The sequence below is a fragment of the Streptomyces sp. NPDC005017 genome (assembly GCF_042873115.1).
Lineage (GTDB): Bacteria > Actinomycetota > Actinomycetes > Streptomycetales > Streptomycetaceae > Streptomyces.
Genome location: NZ_JBIALD010000007.1, coordinates 338,612 through 355,336 on the forward strand (window position 1 = coordinate 338,612; position 16,725 = coordinate 355,336).

Below are 16,725 nucleotides of genomic sequence, written 5' to 3' on the forward strand. Positions count from 1 at the left end.
CCATCCCCCTTCCGGAAAGGGGGCGGCCATGGCTTCCCTCTCGAAGGCGGGCGCGGCTCTCACCGCGCTGCGCGAGGATCTGTCCGGCGATGTGTTCGCCCCCGGCGATCCGGGCTACGACGACGCCCGGACCGTGTTCAACGCCATGATCGACCGGCGGCCCGCGGTGATCGCCCAGTGCGTGGACGAGGACGACGTGGTGCGGGCCGTGCGGTTCGGCCGGGAGCTGGACCTGCACATCGCCGTGCGCGGCGGCGGGCACAGCGTGGCGGGCTCGGCACTCAACGACGGCGGACTGGTGGTGGACCTGCGCCATATGCGCGGGGTCACCGTCCATCCCGGCGCCGAGGCGGTACGGGTCGCGGGCGGCGCGACGATGAGCGACCTGGACCGCGCCACCCAGCCGCACGGCCTGGTCACCACCGGCGGCCGGGTCTCGACCACGGGCGTCGGCGGTTTCGTGCTCGGCGGCGGCAGCGGCTGGCTGGACCGCTGGTGCGGACTCGCGGTCGACAACCTCCTCGGTGTCGAACTGGTCACCGCCGACGGCGACCGCGTCCACGCCAGTGCCGACGACAACCCCGAGCTGTTCTGGGGGCTGCACGGCGGAGGCGGCAACTTCGGCGTCGCCACCGCTCTGACCCTGAAGCTCCACGAGCTGCCCGAGTTCTCCATCGCCTTCCTGCTGTACCTGCCCGAGCACGGCCCCGAGGTCGTGCGCACCTACCGCGACCTGATCGCCGCAGGGCCGGACGAGGCGAGCGGCGCCGCGCTCTACATCACCGCCCCGCCCGAGGAGTTCGTCCCCGAGCACCTGGTCGGCAAGCTGGTCTGCGCCACGATGCTGACGTACGCCGGACCTGAGGCGGACATGCGCAAGGTGGCCGAGCCGCTGCTGGCGCTGCCGCACGAGGCGGAGATCGTCGGGGCTATGCCGTACGCCGACGTCCAGTGCATGATCGACGACCCGCCCGGCTTCCGGAACTACTGGTCGGCCGAGTACCTCACCGGCATGCCCGACCCCTACCTGGACCTCTTCTGCGCCCGCGCGGCGACCATGCCCGTGCCCACCGGCACCATGCACGTCCTGTTCCCGCTGGGCGGCGCCATCACGGCCGGGCCGCGCGAGTACCCGGTGCCGTACCGGGACTCCCCCTGGGGCGTGCATCCCTTCGCCATGTGGGAGGACGCGGCGGACGACGAGCGGTGCGAGCAGTGGGTGCGCGACGTGCGCGCCGACGCCCGGCCCTGGAGCACCGGCGCGGTCTACCTCAACTTCATCGGCGACGAGGGCGCCGACCGGGTCGTCGCCGGGATGGGCCCGGAGAACACCCGGCGGCTGGCCGCGCTGAAGCGGACGTACGACCCCGACAACGTGTTCCGCTACAACCACAACATCCAGCCCGCCTGACGCGCACTGACACCGGTCTTGCACGGCGCGGGTGATCACCCGGCCGTCTCCGGGTGATCACCAGGGATGCCACCGGCACACACGCACGGGTAGCGTCCGCGATATGGAAAGCCGCAGGGAGACCCGACTCGACAGCCACGGCGCGGGCATCACCGTGCAGCGCGCTCTGGAACTGCCCGGACTGCGCAGCGGGCTCCCCGAGGTCCTGGCGGGTGCCGAGCGGCTGAACCGCGCCGTGCGCTGGGTGCACGCGGGCGAGGTGCCCAACATCGCCTCCCTGCTCAAGGGCGGCGAGCTGCTGCTGACCACCGGCTACGGCCTCGGCACCCGGCCGGCCGAGCAGCGGGCGTTCGTGCGGACCCTGGCAGAGCGGGGCATCGCCGCCCTGGTCGTCGAACTGGGCCCGCGCTTCACCCGGTTGCCCGCCACCCTGATCGAGACCGCCCGCTCGGCCGGTCTGCCCCTGGTCCAACTGCACCGCGAGGTGCCCTTCGTGACCGTCACGGAGGAGATCCACACCGAGATCGTCAACGGCCACTACGCGCTGCTGCAACGCGCCGAGGAGGTGCACCGCCGCTGCACCGAGGCCCTGCTCGGCGGCGGCGGGGTGCCTCAGGTCCTCGGCATCCTCGCCGACTTCGGCGACAACCCGGTGTTCCTGGAGGCCGCCGACGGACGGCTGCTGTACGCCGCGGGCGCCGGACCGGAGGGCGCCGATCCGCTCCAGGTGTGGGAGGGGCTGCGCGGCCAGCACAAGGACACCCCGCCGCCCGCCGGATCGGTCCTGGTGGACGTGCCCGGCGGCGGCCAGGGCTCCGGCGCGGTCCGGGCCCGGCTGGTGCTGCTGCCGGTGCGCGCCCCGCTGGCGCCGGTGCACCGGATCGCCGCCGAGCGGGCCGCCGGAATCCTCGCCGTGGTGCTGATGCAGGCCCGCCAGGAGGAGGAGCTCGCCGCGCGCGGCCGCGGCGACTTCCTCACCGACCTCGCCGAGGGCCGGATCACCGCCGAGGACGCCCCCGCACAGGCCCGGGTGCTCGGCTTCAAGCCCGGCACCGGCCCGCTGCTGCCGGTCGTGATGCGGCTCGGTGACACCCTCTCCCCCGGCGGTGGCTGGGCGGTGCTGGCCCGCGCGGTCGCCGAGGAACTGGCCTCAGTGGGCGTGCCCGTGCTGCTCGGCGTACGGCCGGTGGAGGGGAGGGTGCCGGTGCTGCTGGGCCTGCGCACGGAGCCGGAGCGGGCCGCGGTCGCCGACCGGGTCGCGGCGGCGCTGCGGGCCGGTGTGGAACGCGCGGGCATGCAACGCCCCGGCGCCCGGCCCCCCGTCGTGGTCGTCGGTGTGGCGGGCGGCTGGACCGCGGCCTCGGCCGGGCTGCGGCACGCCGCGGAGACGGCCGCCGCGGCGCAGGGCCTCGCGGACCGGCCCTGGTACGACGCCCGTCGTCTGGACATCGACCTGCTGCTGTGGCGGCTGCGCGACCATCCCGACCTGGCGGCCTTCGTGGAGCGGGCGATCGGCCCGATCCGGGACCACGACCGCCGCTCCAAGCCGCCGCTGCTGCCCACCCTGGAGACCTACCTGGCGCACGCCGGGCGCAAGGCCGAGACCGCCCGCGAGCTGCACCTGAACCGGCAGACCCTCTACAACCGCCTCGCCCGTATCGGCGAGTTGCTGGGCACGGACCTGGACGACCCGCAGACCGTGCTGGCCCTGAGCCTGGCGCTGCGGGCCCGCAGACACGTCGGCCAGGCCTAGGGCCCTTCTGACGGATCTCCGTCTCCGACGCCACGGAGGCCGTCAGAAGGGCCCTGATTCCCGGCCCTTCAGATCAGCGGCCACGGCTGCGTCAACTCGTCGTACACGCTGAGCACTTGCGCGACGGTCTCGTCCTCGGTCGGCCAGGTCGCCGCCTGCCGTACGCCGCGTTCGCGCAGCAGTTCACGGCGTGCGGGGTCGGCGAGCAGGGCGGTGACGGCACGGGCGAGGGCGGCGGCGTCGCCGTAGGGGACGAGTTCCGCGGCGTCGCCGACGAGGTCGGGGACGCCGCCGACAGCCGTGGCCACGAGCGGCACCCGGGCGTGCAGGGCCTCCTGGGCGAGCACCGAGCGCGACTCCCAACTGCTGGGCAGCAGCGCGATGTCGGCGGCGGCCAGCAGGTCGCCCACGTCCTTGCGGCGGCCCAGCAGCCGCACCGGCAGCTCCTCGTCCTCGATCCGGCGCTGGAGCACCGGCCGCAGCGGGCCCTCACCCGCGATCGCCACCAGCGGGGCCGGGTCCAGGTCGCGCCACGACCCGGCGGCGTCGAGCAGGGTCCGGTAGCCGCGTCGGCGTTCCAGCGCGCCGACCGCCAGCAGCAACGGGCGTCCCGTCGCGCCGAGTTCGGCCCGCAGCTTGGGCCCCTGGGACTCGTCGCGTTCGACGGTCGCCCTCGGTCCCGGCAGTGCGGCCGCGGCCAGCCGGGCGTCCCGGGCACCGGCGGAGCGGGCCCGGTCCACCAGGTCGGAGCTGGTGCCCAGCACCACGGAGGCGGACCTGACGACCCGGCGTTCCAGCATCCGCAGGAAGTGGGCGCGCGCCCCGTCGGCGTTCGCGCGCCCGTGCCAGGTCACCACCAGCGGGGTGCGCCGCCCGCTCAGCGCGAGCACGGCCCGGAACGAGGCGTGCAGCCCGTGCGCGTGCACCAGGTCGGCCTCGGCGCACGCCGCACGCAGCGCGGCGACCGACGTCGGGTCGCTGCTGCGCGGCACAGGGACATGGCCGACGCCCGCCCCGGAGAAGTCATAGGTGTGAGCGACCTCGAAGGGGGCGCACACCGTCACGCGCACGCCCCGTGCGACGAGCCCGGACGCCAGCGAACGGACATGCGCGCTGCTGCGGGCGTTGCCACCGCCCAGCACCTGCACGGTGCGCAGCGGCGACTGTCCGGGCGCTGAGTGGCTGCTCACGTGGCTCACGTGGCCGGGGCTCCTGGTTCGGGGACGTACACAGGCCCAAGGATGCCAGGGCGCACGGGTGTTCCGGGCACGCAGACGTCAGGAAGCCGGGCAGGGGTCCCCCGCGCCCTCACCCGTACGGGTGAACCTGGGGCTACCCGGCGTCGCCGCGCGCCGCCGCCAGCAGTTCCTCGGCGTGCGCCCGGGCGGTGACGGAGTCCTCCTGCCCCGCGAGCATCCGCGACAGCTCCCGTACCCGCTCCTCGCCCGCGAGGACCTTCACCCCGGACCGCGTCACGGACCCGTCGTTGGTCTTCTCCACCAGCAGCTGCCGGTCGGCGAACGCGGCCACCTGAGGAAGGTGGGTCACGACGACCACCTGGGCGCTGCGGGCCAGCTTCGCCAGCCGCCGCCCGATCTCCACCGCGGCCTTGCCGCCCACGCCGGCGTCGACCTCGTCGAAGAGATACGTCGGCACCGGGTCGGTCCCCGCGAAGACGACCTCCACGGCCAGCATCACCCGGGACAGCTCACCGCCGGAGGCGCCCTTGGCGATCGGCCGCGGCGGCGCCCCGGGGTGCGGGGCGAGCAGCAGCTCCACCTCGTCCGCCCCGGACGGCCCGTAGGCGACGGTCCGCCCGCCGACCTCGACGCCCTCGGGGTCCTCGGTCTGCCGGATCGCGAAGGACACGCGCGCGTGCGGCATCGCCAGCGAGGCCAGCTCCCGTGTAACGGCGGCCGCGAACCGCTCGGCGGCCTCCCCGCGGGCGTCCGTCAACGCCTGCGCCAGCCCGCCCAGTTCGGTGCGCAGCCCGTCCCGCTCGGCGGTCAGCTCCCCGATCCGCTCGTCGTCGCCGTCCAGCTCGGTCAGCCGCGCGGCGCCCTGCTCGGCCCAGGCCAGCACGCCCGCGACGTCGTCGCCGTACTTGCGGGTCAGCGCCGTCAGCGCCGCCCGCCGCTCCTCGACCGCGGCCAGCCGCAGCGGGTCGGCGTCCAGGTCGTCGGCGTACCCGGCCAGCTCCCCGGCCACGTCGCCCAGCAGAATCCCGACCTCCCCGATCCGGTCGGCGAGCGCGGCCAGCGCCGGGTCGTGCGACCGTACGGCCTCCAGGGCCCGGTGCGCGCCCGCCACCAGCGTGGCCGCGTCGACGCCCTCGGGGTCCTCGGGGTTGCCCGCGAGCGCGGCGTGCGCGGCCGTCGCGGCGGACGCCAGCGCCTCGGCGTGGCCCAGCCGCTCGGCCTCCTCCGCCAGCTCGGTGTCCTCGCCGGCCCGCGGCTCCACCCCGGCGATCTCGTCGAGCCCGTAGCGCAGCATGTCGGCCTCCTGGGCACGTTCACGCGCGCGTGTGGTGATCTCCTCGAGCTCCACGGACACGGCCTTGAGCCGCCGGTAGGCCGCGGCGTACTTGGCCAGCGGCACGGCCACGCCGTCCCCGGCGTACCGGTCGAGCGCCTGCCGCTGCCGGGACAGCTTCAGCAGTCCCTGCTGGTCGGTCTGGCCGTGCACGGCCACCAGTTCGTCCGCGAGCTCGGCGAGGAGCCCGACGGGCACGCTGCGCCCGCCCAGGTGGGCCCGTGACCTGCCCTCGGCCGAGACGGTACGGCTGATCAGCAGCGCCCCGTCGTCCAGCTCGGCCCCGGCCTCCTCGGCCCGTACGACCGCCGAGGCGTCCGCGGCGAGCGAGATCCGCCCCTCCACGACCGCCTTCTCGGCGCCGATCCGCACCAGCGCCGGATCGGCGCGCCCGCCCAGGAGCAGCCCGAGGCTCGTGACCACCATGGTCTTGCCCGCACCGGTCTCACCGGTGACGGCGGTGAACCCGGGCGACAGCTCGACCACCGCGTCGTCGATGACGCCGAGCGACCGTATCCGCATCTCTTCCAGCACGGTGAAGACCATACGAGGTAGGGAGCCAGGAGTGCGAGGCGCCCTTGTCACCCGCGCGAGGGAAGCATGCCCGCACGGGCTGGTGGGGCGCCCCCAGATGCCCGCACGGGCTAGTGCGGCGCCCCCCGCCACCCGGAGACGGGCAGCGCGAACTTCGCCACGAGCCGGTCCGTGAACGAGGCGTGGTGCAGCCGCGCCAGCCTGACGGGCACGGCGCCCCGGCGTACCTCCACACGCGCGCCCGCGGGCAGCTCGACCGTCCGCCGTCCGTCGCACCACAGCACCCCGGGCGGGATGTGCGGCAGGACCTCCACCGCGAGCACCGAGTCCGGCGAGGTGACCAGCGGCTTGGCGAACAGCGCGTGCGCGCTGATCGGCACCATCAGCAGCGCCTCCACCTCGGGCCACACCACGGGCCCGCCGGCCGAGAAGGCGTACGCCGTGGAGCCCGTGGGCGTGGACAGCACGATCCCGTCGCAACCGAACCCGGTGACGGGCCGCCCGTCGATCTCCAGGACGACCTCGAGCAGCTTCTCGGCGCCGGCCTTCTGCACGGCCGCCTCGTTGAGCGCCCAGTCGGTGTGCACGATGTCGCCGTTGCTGTGCACCACGACGTCGACGGTCATCCGCTCCTCGACCTCGTAGGACTTCGTGACCACCCGGTCGACGACCTTGTCGAGGTCGTCGCGCTCGGCCTCGGCCAGGAAGCCCACCCGTCCGAGGTTCACGCCCAGCATGGGCACCCCGGAGGCCCGGGCGAACTCCGCCCCGCGCAGCAGCGTCCCGTCCCCGCCGAGCACGATCAGCAGCTCGCAGTCGTCGAGGCACTGCGGGGTGGCCTCCTTGACCAGCTCCACCTCGTCCGGCAGCGGCAGGTCGGCGGCCTCGTACTCCAGGACACGCACGCCGATGCCGGACCGCAGCAGGCCCTTCACCACGAGCTCGGCGCTGCGAATGGCTGCCGGCCGCCCGGTGTGGGCCAGCAGGAAAACAGTACGAGCTCGGTTCTGTGTCAACGCGGCCCCTCCGCCACTGCACGGTCAACGTCGGCCGGGTCCAGCGCGGGGGCACCGGCCCGCAGCCACAGAAAGTACTCGACGTTCCCGGAAGGCCCGGGCAGCGGACTGGCGGTGACTCCTCGCACCCCGAGCCCCAGTTCCCACGCCTTGCCGGCCACACCCCGCACGGCGTCCGCCCGCAGTTGCGGACTCCGTACGACACCCCCGCTGCCCAGCCGTTCCTTGCCCACCTCGAACTGCGGCTTGACCATCATCACCAGATCGGCGTCCGGTCGCACGCACCGCGCCAGGGCGGGCAGCACCAGTCCGAGCGGGATGAACGAAAGATCCCCCACCACCAGATCCACAGGCTCCCCATCGATCGCCTCAAGCGTCAACTCGCGTACGTTCGTACGGTCCTTGACGGTGACGCGTTCATCGCTCCGGAGAGACCACGCGAGCTGTCCGTAGCCGACGTCGACGGCGACGACGTGCGCGGCGCCCGCACGCAGCAGCACATCGGTGAACCCGCCGGTCGACGCGCCGGCGTCCAGGGCCCGCCGCCCCCGCACCGCGAGCCCCTGCGGCACGAACGCCTCCAGCGCCCCGGCGAGCTTGTGCCCGCCCCGGGAGACGTACTCGGGATCGCTGTCGTCGCTCACGACGACGATCGCCGCGGCGGTCTCCACCTGGGTGGCGGGTTTGGTCGCGACGGTCCTGCCGACGGTCACCCGGCCCGCGGCGATCAGCTGGCTGGCGTGCTCGCGCGAGCGGGCGAGCTTCCGGCGGACCAGCTCCGCGTCGAGACGGCGGCGTGCGACTCCTGCCACGTTCGGTTCAGCTCCTGCTCTGGTACGGCGTCGAGGACGGGGGCGCCGGGGGTCCCGGGCGGGCGTCGAGCGCGGTGAGCGCGTCGCGCAGCCCCCGGTGTACATCCTCGTACACCTCCAGATGTCCGTCCGTGGCGAGGTGGTCGGCGTCGGCCAGCCGGTCGAGCTGCGCGTCGACCCCGGCGTCGCCGGTGGGGGTGCGCGCGATGTCGAGGGGGGCCGGGGCCGAGGGGTCCTCCTCGGGCGCGGCGGTGTCCTCCGGGTGGAGGTCCGGCCCGGACTGCCCGGCGGGGTCCGGCTCGGGGGCTGCGTCGTTCATGCCCAGACGCTACCCCGAACCGCTGCGGTACCGTCGGTCCCGATGGCCACGATCGACGAGTGCCGTGCGGCACTGGAGACGCTCTCGGACAACATGCGGCGCGCCGAGGGCGACGTCCGCGCGGCCGCCGCCCTGGACCGCTCGGTGAGCTGTCACATCACCGATCTGGACGTCACCTTCGTGGGCCGGATGTCGGGCGGCCGCATCCATGTCCGGGACGCCGTCCAGGGCCCGCCCCCGGACCGGGCCCAGATCAGGCTCGCCATGGCGGGCGACGACCTGGTGGCCCTGGTCGGCGGCGGACTGCACTTCGCGAAGGCCTGGGGCTCGGGCCGGGTGAGGCTGGAGGCGAGCCTGATGGACCTGTTCCGGCTCAGGAAGCTCCTGTAGGGCTTCCGGAGGTCGCGTCCGGCCGGTCGGCCTCCGGCGCCGGACCCGCCCCGCTCAGGACGCTTCCGCGGCTCCCGCCTTCGCCGTCGCCTGTGGCCGCGCCCGTGCCTTGCGCGCGGCCGGCACCACCAGCGGGGTGCCCGTCTCCGGGTCGTCGATGACCTGGCAGCGCAGGTTGAAGACCTCCTCCACCAGGCCGGCCGTGACGACCTCGTCCGGCGCGCCCTGGGCGATGACCCGGCCGCCCTTGAGGGCGATCAGATGCGTGGCGTACCGGGCCGCGTGGTTGAGGTCGTGCAGGACGGCCACGAGGGTGCGGCCCTGCGTCTCGTGCAGTTCGGCGCACAGGTCCAGCACGTCGATCTGGTGCTGGATGTCGAGGTAGGTCGTCGGCTCGTCGAGCAGCAGCAGGGGCGTCTGCTGGGCGAGCGCCATCGCGATCCACACGCGCTGACGCTGGCCGCCGGACAGCTCGTCGACGTAGCGGTCGGCCAGCTCGGCGACTCCCGTCTGGGCCATCGACTCACGGACCACCCGCTCGTCCTCGGCCGACCACTGGCGCAGGATGCCCTGGTGCGGATAGCGGCCGCGGCCCACCAGGTCGGCGACCGTGATCCCCTCCGGGGCGACCGAGGACTGCGGCAGCAGCCCGAGGGTGCGCGCGACCTTCTTCGCCGGCATCGACTGGATGACCTGCCCGTCCAGCAGCACCCGGCCCTGGCTCGGCCTGAGCATCCGCGACAGCGCGCGCAGCAGTGTCGACTTGCCGCAGGCGTTCGGCCCGACGATCACCGTGAAGGAGTTGTCGGGGATCTCCACCGACAGCTGCTCGGCGATCACCCGCTGGTCGTAGGCGAGGGTGACGTTCTCGGCGGACAGGCGGTTCACGGTGCTCCTCGAGGTGTTCTGGTACGCGGCTGCGCGCGGGTCCGTCGTCATATCCGGCCCGCCCGGCGCTCGGTGACCAGCAGCCACAGCAGGTAGACCCCGCCGACCACGCCGGTCACCACGCCCACGGGGAGCTGGTCGGCGCCGAACAGCCGCTGCGAGACCCAGTCGGCGACGACCAGCAGGGCGGCGCCCATGCACAGGGACGCCAGCAGGTTCGGGCCGGGCGAACGGGTCAGGCGCCGGGCGAGCTGCGGTGCGGTGAGCGCGACGAAGCTGATCGGCCCGGCGGCGGCGGTGGCGGACGCGGTGAGCAGGACGGCCGCCACCATCAGCACCAGCCGCACGCGTTCCACGCGCACCCCCAGCGCGTTGGAGACGTCGTCGCCCATCTCCGTCATCCGCAGCCCGCGCGCGTTGGCGAGGACGAGCGGGACCAGTACGACGCACAGCCAGAGCAGCGGCCACACCTGCTCCCAGCCCCGGCCGCTGAGCGATCCGGTCATCCAGACGACCGCGCGGGAGGCGTCGACGAGGTCGGCCTTGGTGAGCAGATAGCCGTTGACGGCGGTGGCGACGGCCGACACACCGATGCCCACCAGCACCAGCCGGTAGCCGTGCACGCCCCGCTTCCAGGCGAGCAGATAGATCGCCGCGCCGGTGACCAGCCCGCCGATCAGCGCTCCGGCCGCGACCTGGCCCGCGCTGCCGGACATGAGCACGATGACGGTCAGCGCGCCGGCCGTGGCGCCCTGTCCGAGGCCGAGCACGTCGGGGCTGCCCAGCGGGTTGCGCGAGACGGCCTGGAACAGCGCGCCGCCCAGGCCCAGCGAGGCGCCGACCAGCAGCCCGACCAGGACGCGCGGCAGACGCAGCTCGTTGACGATGAACTCCTGCCCCGCGTCGCCGTTCCCGGCCAGCGTCCTGAGCACGTCCCCGGCCGCGATGGGGAAGTCGCCGGTGCCGATCAGCAGCACGCTCGCGGCGAGCGCGGCCACCAGCAGGGCCGCGACCACGAGGAACGCGCGCAGGTCGACACGGACGGACAGCCCGCCCGGGGTACGCAGCGCGCGGGTGGCCCCGCGCGGCTTCTTCACTGCGCTGCTCACAGCTGGGCCGTCCTCCGCCGTCGTACGAGAAAGATGAAGACCGGGCCGCCGATGATCGCGGTGACGATGCCGACCTGGAGCTCCGCCGGCCGGGCCACGATCCGGCCGATGACGTCGGCGCCGAGCAGCAGCACGGGCGACAGGACCGTCGCGTACGGCAGGATCCAGCGCAGGTCGGGCCCGGTGAAGGAGCGCACGACGTGCGGCACCATCAGGCCGACGAACACGATCGGGCCGCAGGCGGCGGTCGCCGCCCCGCACAGCACGGTCGCGGCCAGCATGGACAGCGCCCTGGTGCGGCCCAGATGGGCGCCGAGAGCCTTCGCCGTGTCGTCGCCCATCGCCATCGCGTTCAGCGGACGGGCGAGGGCGAGGGCGAGCAGCGTGCCGACCGCCAGGAAGGGCAGCACCTGGGTGATGGTCTCGTCGGTCGCCGAGTTCAGCGAACCGACCGTCCAGAAGCGCATCTTGCCGAGCGCCGCCTCGTCCATGATCATCACGGCCTGGAGGTAGCCGTAGAGCGCGGCGCTGAGCGCGGTCCCGGCGAGCGCGAGCCGTACGGGCGTGGCGCCCCGGCTGCCGCCGAGGAACCAGACCAGAGCCCCCACCGCCGCGGCCCCGAGGAAGGCGAACCACACATAGCCGCTCAGGCTCGTGACCCCGAAGAAGGTGATCGCGGTGACCACGGCGGCGGAGGCCCCGGCGTTGATGCCGAGCAGGCCCGGGTCGGCCAGCGGGTTGCGGGTGAGCGCCTGGAGCACGGCCCCCGACAGGCCCAGCGCGGCCCCCGCGAGCAGTCCGAGCAGCGTCCGCGACAGCCGCTCGTCCACGACGACGTCGCCGTAGGTCCCGCTGTCCTGGAACAGGCCGTGCCAGACCTGGTCCAGGGACAGTTCCTTGGCCCCGATCGCTATGCTCGCCACGGCGACGAGCGCCAGGATCAGGACGGAGACGAGAAGCCCGACCGCGCGTATCGCGCCGCGCTCGGGGGGCGCGGGGGCGGTTTCCGCGCGCTGTTCGGGAGGACTGTCGACCAACACGCAGGTTAGGTTAGCCTACCCTCCCATTCCGGACGATGCCCGGTCACCACCTTCCGTACGGCTCCCGTATCCGCCGAGGACCCCTCAGCACCTCGGCACCCACGCGTCACGGCCCGTCGCTCCTGAGACCCCCTCAGAGCCCCAGTCTGGCCAGCGCCTTCTCCGCGTCGAGCGTGCAGGAGCCCTCCCCGGCCGCCGTCCACGCCGCCGCGCACAGCGCCCGCAGCCCGTCCAGGGCCTCGCCCTCACCGTCGACTTCCAGCCGCCCGTCACCCGCCGTCGCCGTCCAGCCCCCGCACCGGAAGCCCTCCCCGGCCTCGGCGACCTCCGGCTGCCCCGTGAGCAACCCGCGCAGATCCGCGTCGACATACGTCGGCCGGTGCTGCGGCGGAGCGGCCAGCAGCAGCGCCCCGTCGGTCACACCGGTCAGCACCAGCAGCGAGTCCACCTCGCCGTTGAACGCGCCCTCGATGTCCGTGTCCAGCCGGTCCCCCACCACCAGCGGCCGCCGGGCACCCGTCCGCAGGATCGTCTCCCGGTGCATGGGCGGCAGCGGCTTGCCCGCCACCTGGGGCTCGGCCCCGGTCGCGATCCGCACCACCTGCACCGCCGCCCCGTTGCCCGGCGCGATGCCCCGCCCGCTCGGAATCGTCAGATCGGTGTTCGACGCGAACCACGGCACCCCGCGCGCCACCGCGTACGAGGCCTCGGCGAACCGCCCCCAGGCGAGGTCAGGGCCACCGTACCCCTGCACCACCGCCGCCGGATCGTCGTCCGCGCTCTCCACGGGCACCAGCCCCCGCTCCCGCAGCGCCACCCGCAGCCCCTCGCCACCGATCACCAGCACCCGCGACCCCGCCGGCACCTGCTCACTGATCAGCCGCGCGACCGCCTGCGCCGAGGTGATGACGTCCCCCGCGTCCGTCGGTATCCCCAGCTCGGTCAGATGCCCGGCCACCGCGTCCGGGGTCCGCAGCGCGTTGTTCGTGACGTACGCCAGATGCATCCCGCCCTCCCGGGCGGTCGCCAGCGACCCGACGGCGTGCACGATGGCGCTCCCGCCCGCGTACACCACCCCGTCCAGGTCGAGCAGCGCCGTGTCGTACGCCGCGCTCAGGGCCCGCCCACTGCCCTCGGGCCTCGTCCTGACGCCCTGGCTCATTCCGCATCGCTCCTCGTTGGTCCGGCCTTTCCCCCGATCATCCCGCATGCCACCGACACACGTACGATGCCGTGATGAACACTGCAGGTCACTCGGAAGCAACGGCGCCCCGAGGCCTGGAACTCACCCCGTTCCGAGGCCTGCGCTACGACCCCGACCGGGTCGGCAGTCTCGCCGCCGTCACCTCCCCTCCGTACGACGTCGTCGTACGCCCCGACGGAGTGCACCACCTCCAGGACGCGGACCCGCACAACATCGTCCGGCTGATCCTCCCCCAGGCCGGCACCGTCGGCGCCCGCACCGAACAGGCGGCCGACACACTGCGCCGCTGGCTCTCGGAGGGCGTCCTCACCGCCGACCCCGAGCCCGCCCTGTACGTGTACGAGCAACGCCACTCCGACGGCATGCTCCAGCGCGGCCTCATCGGCACCCTGCGCGTCTCCGACCCCGCCGAGGGCATCGTCCTGCCCCACGAGGACGTCATGCCGCACGTCGTCGCCGACCGCGCCGCCCTGATGCGGGCCACCTCCGCGAACCTCGAACCCCTGCTGCTGACCTACCACGGCAACGGCTCCGCCGCCGAGGTCGTCGAGCGCACCGCCCAGCGGCCGCCGCTGCTCGCCACCCTCACCGAGGACGGCTACCACCACCACCTGTGGTCGGTCACCGACCCGGACGACCTGAGCCGCGTGCAGACCGACCTGGCCCACCACCAGGCCCTCATCGCCGACGGCCACCACCGCTGGGCCACCTACCGCCGACTGCGCGCCGAGCACGCCTCCCCCAGCCCCTGGGACCTCGGCCTCGTCCTGCTGGTCGACACCTCCCGCTACCCGCTGCGCGTGCGGGCCATCCACCGCCTTCTGCACGGCCTGCCGGTCGCCGACGCCCTGGCCTCGATCCGCGACCACTTCCGCGTCCGCTCCCTCGACCTGCCGCTGCCGGGCGCCCTGGAGGCACTGGCCGACGCGGCCTGCGAGGGCAACGCCTTCCTCCTGGCCGGCGACGGCGCCTTCCACCTCGTCGACCGGCCCGACCCGGACCTGCTCGCCCGCACCGTCCCCGCCGACCGCCCCGCCGCCTGGCGCACCCTGGACGCGACCGTCCTGCACGCCACGCTCCTCGACCACGTCTGGCGCATCCCCGAGGACGACCCGGCCCGCATCGCCTACATCCACGACACGGCCGCCACCGTCCGCAAGGCCGAACGCCACGGCAGTACGGCCGTCCTGATGCACCCCGTCCGCGAGGCCGTGGTCCGCGACCTCGCCCGCCAGGGCGTCACCATGCCCCGCAAGTCGACGTCCTTCGGCCCCAAACCGGCCTCCGGCCTGGTGCTGCGCGCCCTCGACATCTGAGGACGCCCGGGAGCGGGCGGAGCCGGAGGGAGCCGGACACGCAAAAGGGCGGGACCCCACTCGGGGGCCCCGCCCTTTGCCGTACTGCTTGTCATTCGGCCGTGAGACCGAGGTCAGCTCTTGCCGTCGACCTCGTCCTCGTCGTCCTCGTCGAAGTCGTCGTCCTCGTCCTCGTCGAGGTCGTCCGCGTCCTCGACGTCATCGGCGCGCTTGTCGTCCCGGACCTCCACGACGGCCTCGCCGTCGGCGGCCTCGGTCTCGGTCTCGTCGAGCGCGTCGACGAACTCGACACCGTCCATCTCGGCCAGCCGGTCGGAGGCGTCCGTGCTGCCGTCCCGGTCGGCCTCCACGGCCTTCGCGAACCACTCCCGCGCCTCGCCCTCACGACCGGCCGCCAGCAGGGCGTCGGCGTAGGCGTACCGCAGCCGCGCGGTCCACGGCTGTACGGCGTTGGAGGCCAGCTCGGGGCTCTGGAGCGTCACGATGGCCGCGTCGAGCTGCCCCATGTCACGCCGCGCACCGGCGGCGACGAGCCGCATCTCGACCTGGCTCGCCTTGTCGAGCTTGTTCACCTCGGGCGCGCCGGCCATGTCCAGCGCCTTCTCGGGCCGGCCCAGTCCGCGTTCGCAGTCCGCCATGACGGGCCACAGCTCCACGGACCCGGTCATCCGCCGCGCGGCCCGGAACTCGGCGAGCGCCTCGGAGTACTTCTGGTTCGCGTACGCCGCGAAACCGGCCGCCTCACGCACCGCCGCGACACGCGACGCCAGGCGCAGGGCCACCTTGGAGTAGCCGTACGCGCCCTCGGGGTCCTCGTCGATGAGACGCGCGACCATCACCAGGTTCCTGGCGACGTCCTCGGCGAGCGTCTTGGGCAGGCTCTGGAGCTCCTGCCGCACGTCGCCGTCGATCTCGTCGCCCGTGACGTCCTCGGGGATCGGCAGCCGCTTGATCGGCTCACGATCGCGCTCGCGCTCCTCGCGGAACCGGCCGCCACCGCGCCGGTCGTCGCCACCACGCCGGTCGTCCCCGCCGCGCCCGCGGAACCCGCCGCGGTCGCCACCGGGCCGCCCGCCACGGTCGTCACGACGGAAACCGCCACGCTCGCCCCCGCGGTCGTCACGACGGAATCCGCCACGCTCGCCGCCTCGGTCGCCGCCGCGGTCGTCACGCCGGCCGCCGTAGCCGCCACCACGGTTGTCGTCACGACGGAAGCCACCGCGGTCGTCGTCACGGCGGTAGGCCGGACGGTCACCGCGGTCGTCACGCCGGTCGTCGCGACGGTCGTCCCTACGGCCGTAGCCGCCGCGGTCGTCGTCGCGCCGGAACGCGGGACGGTCACCACCACGGTCGTCACGGCGGAACGACGGACGGTCGCCCCGGTCGTCGTCACGGCGGTAGGCCGGACGGTCGCCCCCGCGGTCGTCACGACGGAACCCGCCTCGGTCGCCGCCGCGGTCGTCACGCCGGCCGCCGTAGCCGCCACCACGGTTGTCGTCACGACGGAAGCCACCGCGGTCGTCACGGCGCTCGCCGCCCCGGTCGTCGCGACGGCCGTAGCCGCCACCACGGTTGTCGTCGCGGCGGAACGCGGGACGGTCACCACGGTTGTCGTCACGACGGTAGGCGGGACGGTCACCGCGATCGTCGCGCCGGAAGCCACCGTCACGGTCGTCGCGACGCGGTCCACGATCGTCTCGCTGGTGCGACGGACGGAACCCGCCGCGATCCCCGCCCCGGTCACCGTCGCGACGGTCGCCCCGGTCGTCGCGACGGCCGTAGCCGCCACCACGGTTGTCGCCACCCCGGTTGTCGTCACGACGGAACCCGCCGCGGTCGTCACGACGCTCGCCACGGTCGTCGCGGCGGAACGCGGGACGGTCACCACCGCGATCGCCACGGTCGTCGCGGCGGAAACCGCCCCGGTCGCCCCGGTCGCCACGGTCGTCGCGGCGGAAACCGCCCCGGTCGCCCCGGTCGCCGCGGTCGTCACGGCGGCCGTGACCGCCACGGTCGTCGTCGCGGCGGAACGCGGGACGGTCACCACGGTCGTCACGGCGGAAGCCACCACGGTCGCCTCGGCCACCGCGATCGTCACGACGGTCGCCGCGGTCACCGCGGTCGTCACGGCGGAACCCGCCGCGGGCACCACGATCACCACTGTCCCGTCGCCGCTGGTCGCGCTCCGGTCGGTCGTCGGGAGAGTTGGTGGACATGGGTGACTCCTGTCTTCGGTACCTCAAGCATTGTAAAAACAAAAGGACCCCTGGTCCCAGCTGAACGCTGGGACCAGGGGTCCTCCAAAGATTGTTCGGCGGCGTCCTACTCTCCCACAGGGTCCCCCCTGCAGTACCATCGGCGCTGTAAGGCTTAGCTTCCGGGTTCGGAATGTAACCGGGCG

At 74.0% G+C, this 16,725-nt stretch carries 16 protein-coding genes and 1 rRNA gene; 5 read left to right on the top strand and 12 right to left on the bottom strand.

Annotated features, from left to right (window positions below):
• Window positions 1–28 precede the first annotated feature (28 nt).
• Together ACFYR0_RS13985 and ACFYR0_RS13990 are read left to right on the top strand one after the other, a co-directional pair.
• The gene (locus tag ACFYR0_RS13985) at window positions 29–1,411 is read left to right on the top strand and encodes an FAD-binding oxidoreductase (RefSeq protein WP_389326223.1); all 1,383 of its coding nucleotides are present in this window, start codon (window positions 29–31) and stop codon (window positions 1,409–1,411) included.
• Window positions 1,412–1,514: 103 nt separating this feature from the next.
• The gene (locus ACFYR0_RS13990; protein ID WP_389326226.1) at window positions 1,515–3,164 is read left to right on the top strand and encodes a PucR family transcriptional regulator; all 1,650 of its coding nucleotides are present in this window, start codon (window positions 1,515–1,517) and stop codon (window positions 3,162–3,164) included.
• A gap of 68 nt (window positions 3,165–3,232) precedes the next feature.
• On the opposite strand, the gene ACFYR0_RS13995 is transcribed toward ACFYR0_RS13990, so the two are convergent.
• From ACFYR0_RS13995 to ACFYR0_RS14015, 5 genes are all read right to left on the bottom strand, one after another.
• A complete protein-coding gene (locus tag ACFYR0_RS13995; protein ID WP_389326229.1) occupies window positions 3,233–4,363 on the bottom strand; it encodes a glycosyltransferase family 4 protein in 1,131 nt (376 codons plus the stop codon).
• Window positions 4,364–4,496: 133 nt separating this feature from the next.
• The gene (recN, locus tag ACFYR0_RS14000; RefSeq protein ID WP_389326232.1) at window positions 4,497–6,242 is read right to left on the bottom strand and encodes a DNA repair protein RecN; all 1,746 of its coding nucleotides are present in this window, start codon (window positions 6,240–6,242) and stop codon (window positions 4,497–4,499) included.
• A 98-nt stretch (window positions 6,243–6,340) separates the two neighbouring features.
• Window positions 6,341–7,246, bottom strand: a complete 906-nt coding sequence (locus ACFYR0_RS14005; protein WP_386376935.1) for an NAD kinase — start codon at window positions 7,244–7,246, stop codon at window positions 6,341–6,343.
• The gene (locus tag ACFYR0_RS14010) at window positions 7,243–8,058 is read right to left on the bottom strand and encodes a TlyA family RNA methyltransferase (protein ID WP_389326236.1); all 816 of its coding nucleotides are present in this window, start codon (window positions 8,056–8,058) and stop codon (window positions 7,243–7,245) included. Before ACFYR0_RS14010 ends, ACFYR0_RS14005 begins: the two co-directional genes overlap by 4 nt.
• A 7-nt stretch (window positions 8,059–8,065) precedes the next feature.
• A complete protein-coding gene (locus ACFYR0_RS14015; RefSeq protein WP_389326239.1) occupies window positions 8,066–8,377 on the bottom strand; it encodes a hypothetical protein in 312 nt (103 codons plus the stop codon).
• Window positions 8,378–8,419: 42 nt separating this feature from the next.
• On the opposite strand from ACFYR0_RS14015, the gene ACFYR0_RS14020 reads away from it, so the two are divergent.
• The gene (locus ACFYR0_RS14020; protein ID WP_389326242.1) at window positions 8,420–8,767 is read left to right on the top strand and encodes a sterol-binding protein; all 348 of its coding nucleotides are present in this window, start codon (window positions 8,420–8,422) and stop codon (window positions 8,765–8,767) included.
• Between the two features lie 54 nt (window positions 8,768–8,821).
• Here ACFYR0_RS14020 and ACFYR0_RS14025 read toward each other — a convergent pair whose 3' ends face one another.
• From ACFYR0_RS14025 to ACFYR0_RS14040, 4 genes are all read right to left on the bottom strand, one after another.
• Window positions 8,822–9,706 carry an ABC transporter ATP-binding protein gene (locus tag ACFYR0_RS14025; protein ID WP_389326245.1) on the bottom strand — a complete coding sequence of 295 codons (885 nt, stop codon included), beginning with the start codon at window positions 9,704–9,706 and terminating at the stop codon, window positions 8,822–8,824.
• Complete coding sequence (locus tag ACFYR0_RS14030; RefSeq protein ID WP_389326248.1) at window positions 9,703–10,764, bottom strand: FecCD family ABC transporter permease; 1,062 nt, start codon at window positions 10,762–10,764, stop codon at window positions 9,703–9,705. The genes ACFYR0_RS14025 and ACFYR0_RS14030 overlap by 4 nt, the downstream gene beginning before the upstream one ends.
• Window positions 10,761–11,804, bottom strand: a complete 1,044-nt coding sequence (locus ACFYR0_RS14035; RefSeq protein ID WP_389326251.1) for a FecCD family ABC transporter permease — start codon at window positions 11,802–11,804, stop codon at window positions 10,761–10,763. Before ACFYR0_RS14035 ends, ACFYR0_RS14030 begins: the two co-directional genes overlap by 4 nt.
• Window positions 11,805–11,937: 133 nt before the next feature.
• A complete protein-coding gene (locus ACFYR0_RS14040) occupies window positions 11,938–12,966 on the bottom strand; it encodes an HAD hydrolase-like protein (RefSeq protein WP_389326254.1) in 1,029 nt (342 codons plus the stop codon).
• Between the two features lie 74 nt (window positions 12,967–13,040).
• On the opposite strand from ACFYR0_RS14040, the gene ACFYR0_RS14045 reads away from it, so the two are divergent.
• Window positions 13,041–14,324, top strand: coding sequence for a DUF1015 family protein (locus ACFYR0_RS14045; protein WP_389326257.1), 1,284 nt, complete (start codon window positions 13,041–13,043; stop codon window positions 14,322–14,324).
• Between the two features lie 113 nt (window positions 14,325–14,437).
• Here the strand turns inward: ACFYR0_RS14045 and ACFYR0_RS14050 are convergent, their stop codons facing one another.
• Complete coding sequence (locus tag ACFYR0_RS14050) at window positions 14,438–15,268, bottom strand: hypothetical protein (RefSeq protein WP_389326296.1); 831 nt, start codon at window positions 15,266–15,268, stop codon at window positions 14,438–14,440.
• A complete protein-coding gene (locus ACFYR0_RS14055; protein ID WP_389326299.1) occupies window positions 15,160–15,942 on the bottom strand; it encodes a hypothetical protein in 783 nt (260 codons plus the stop codon). The genes ACFYR0_RS14050 and ACFYR0_RS14055 overlap by 109 nt, the downstream gene beginning before the upstream one ends.
• Before the next feature lie 85 nt (window positions 15,943–16,027).
• Between ACFYR0_RS14055 and ACFYR0_RS14060 the strand changes: the two genes are divergently transcribed.
• The gene (locus tag ACFYR0_RS14060; protein ID WP_389326301.1) at window positions 16,028–16,546 is read left to right on the top strand and encodes a hypothetical protein; all 519 of its coding nucleotides are present in this window, start codon (window positions 16,028–16,030) and stop codon (window positions 16,544–16,546) included.
• 87 nt (window positions 16,547–16,633) lie between these two features.
• Here ACFYR0_RS14060 and rrf read toward each other — a convergent pair.
• Window positions 16,634–16,725, bottom strand: a 5S ribosomal RNA gene (rrf, locus tag ACFYR0_RS14065); the annotation flags it as partial.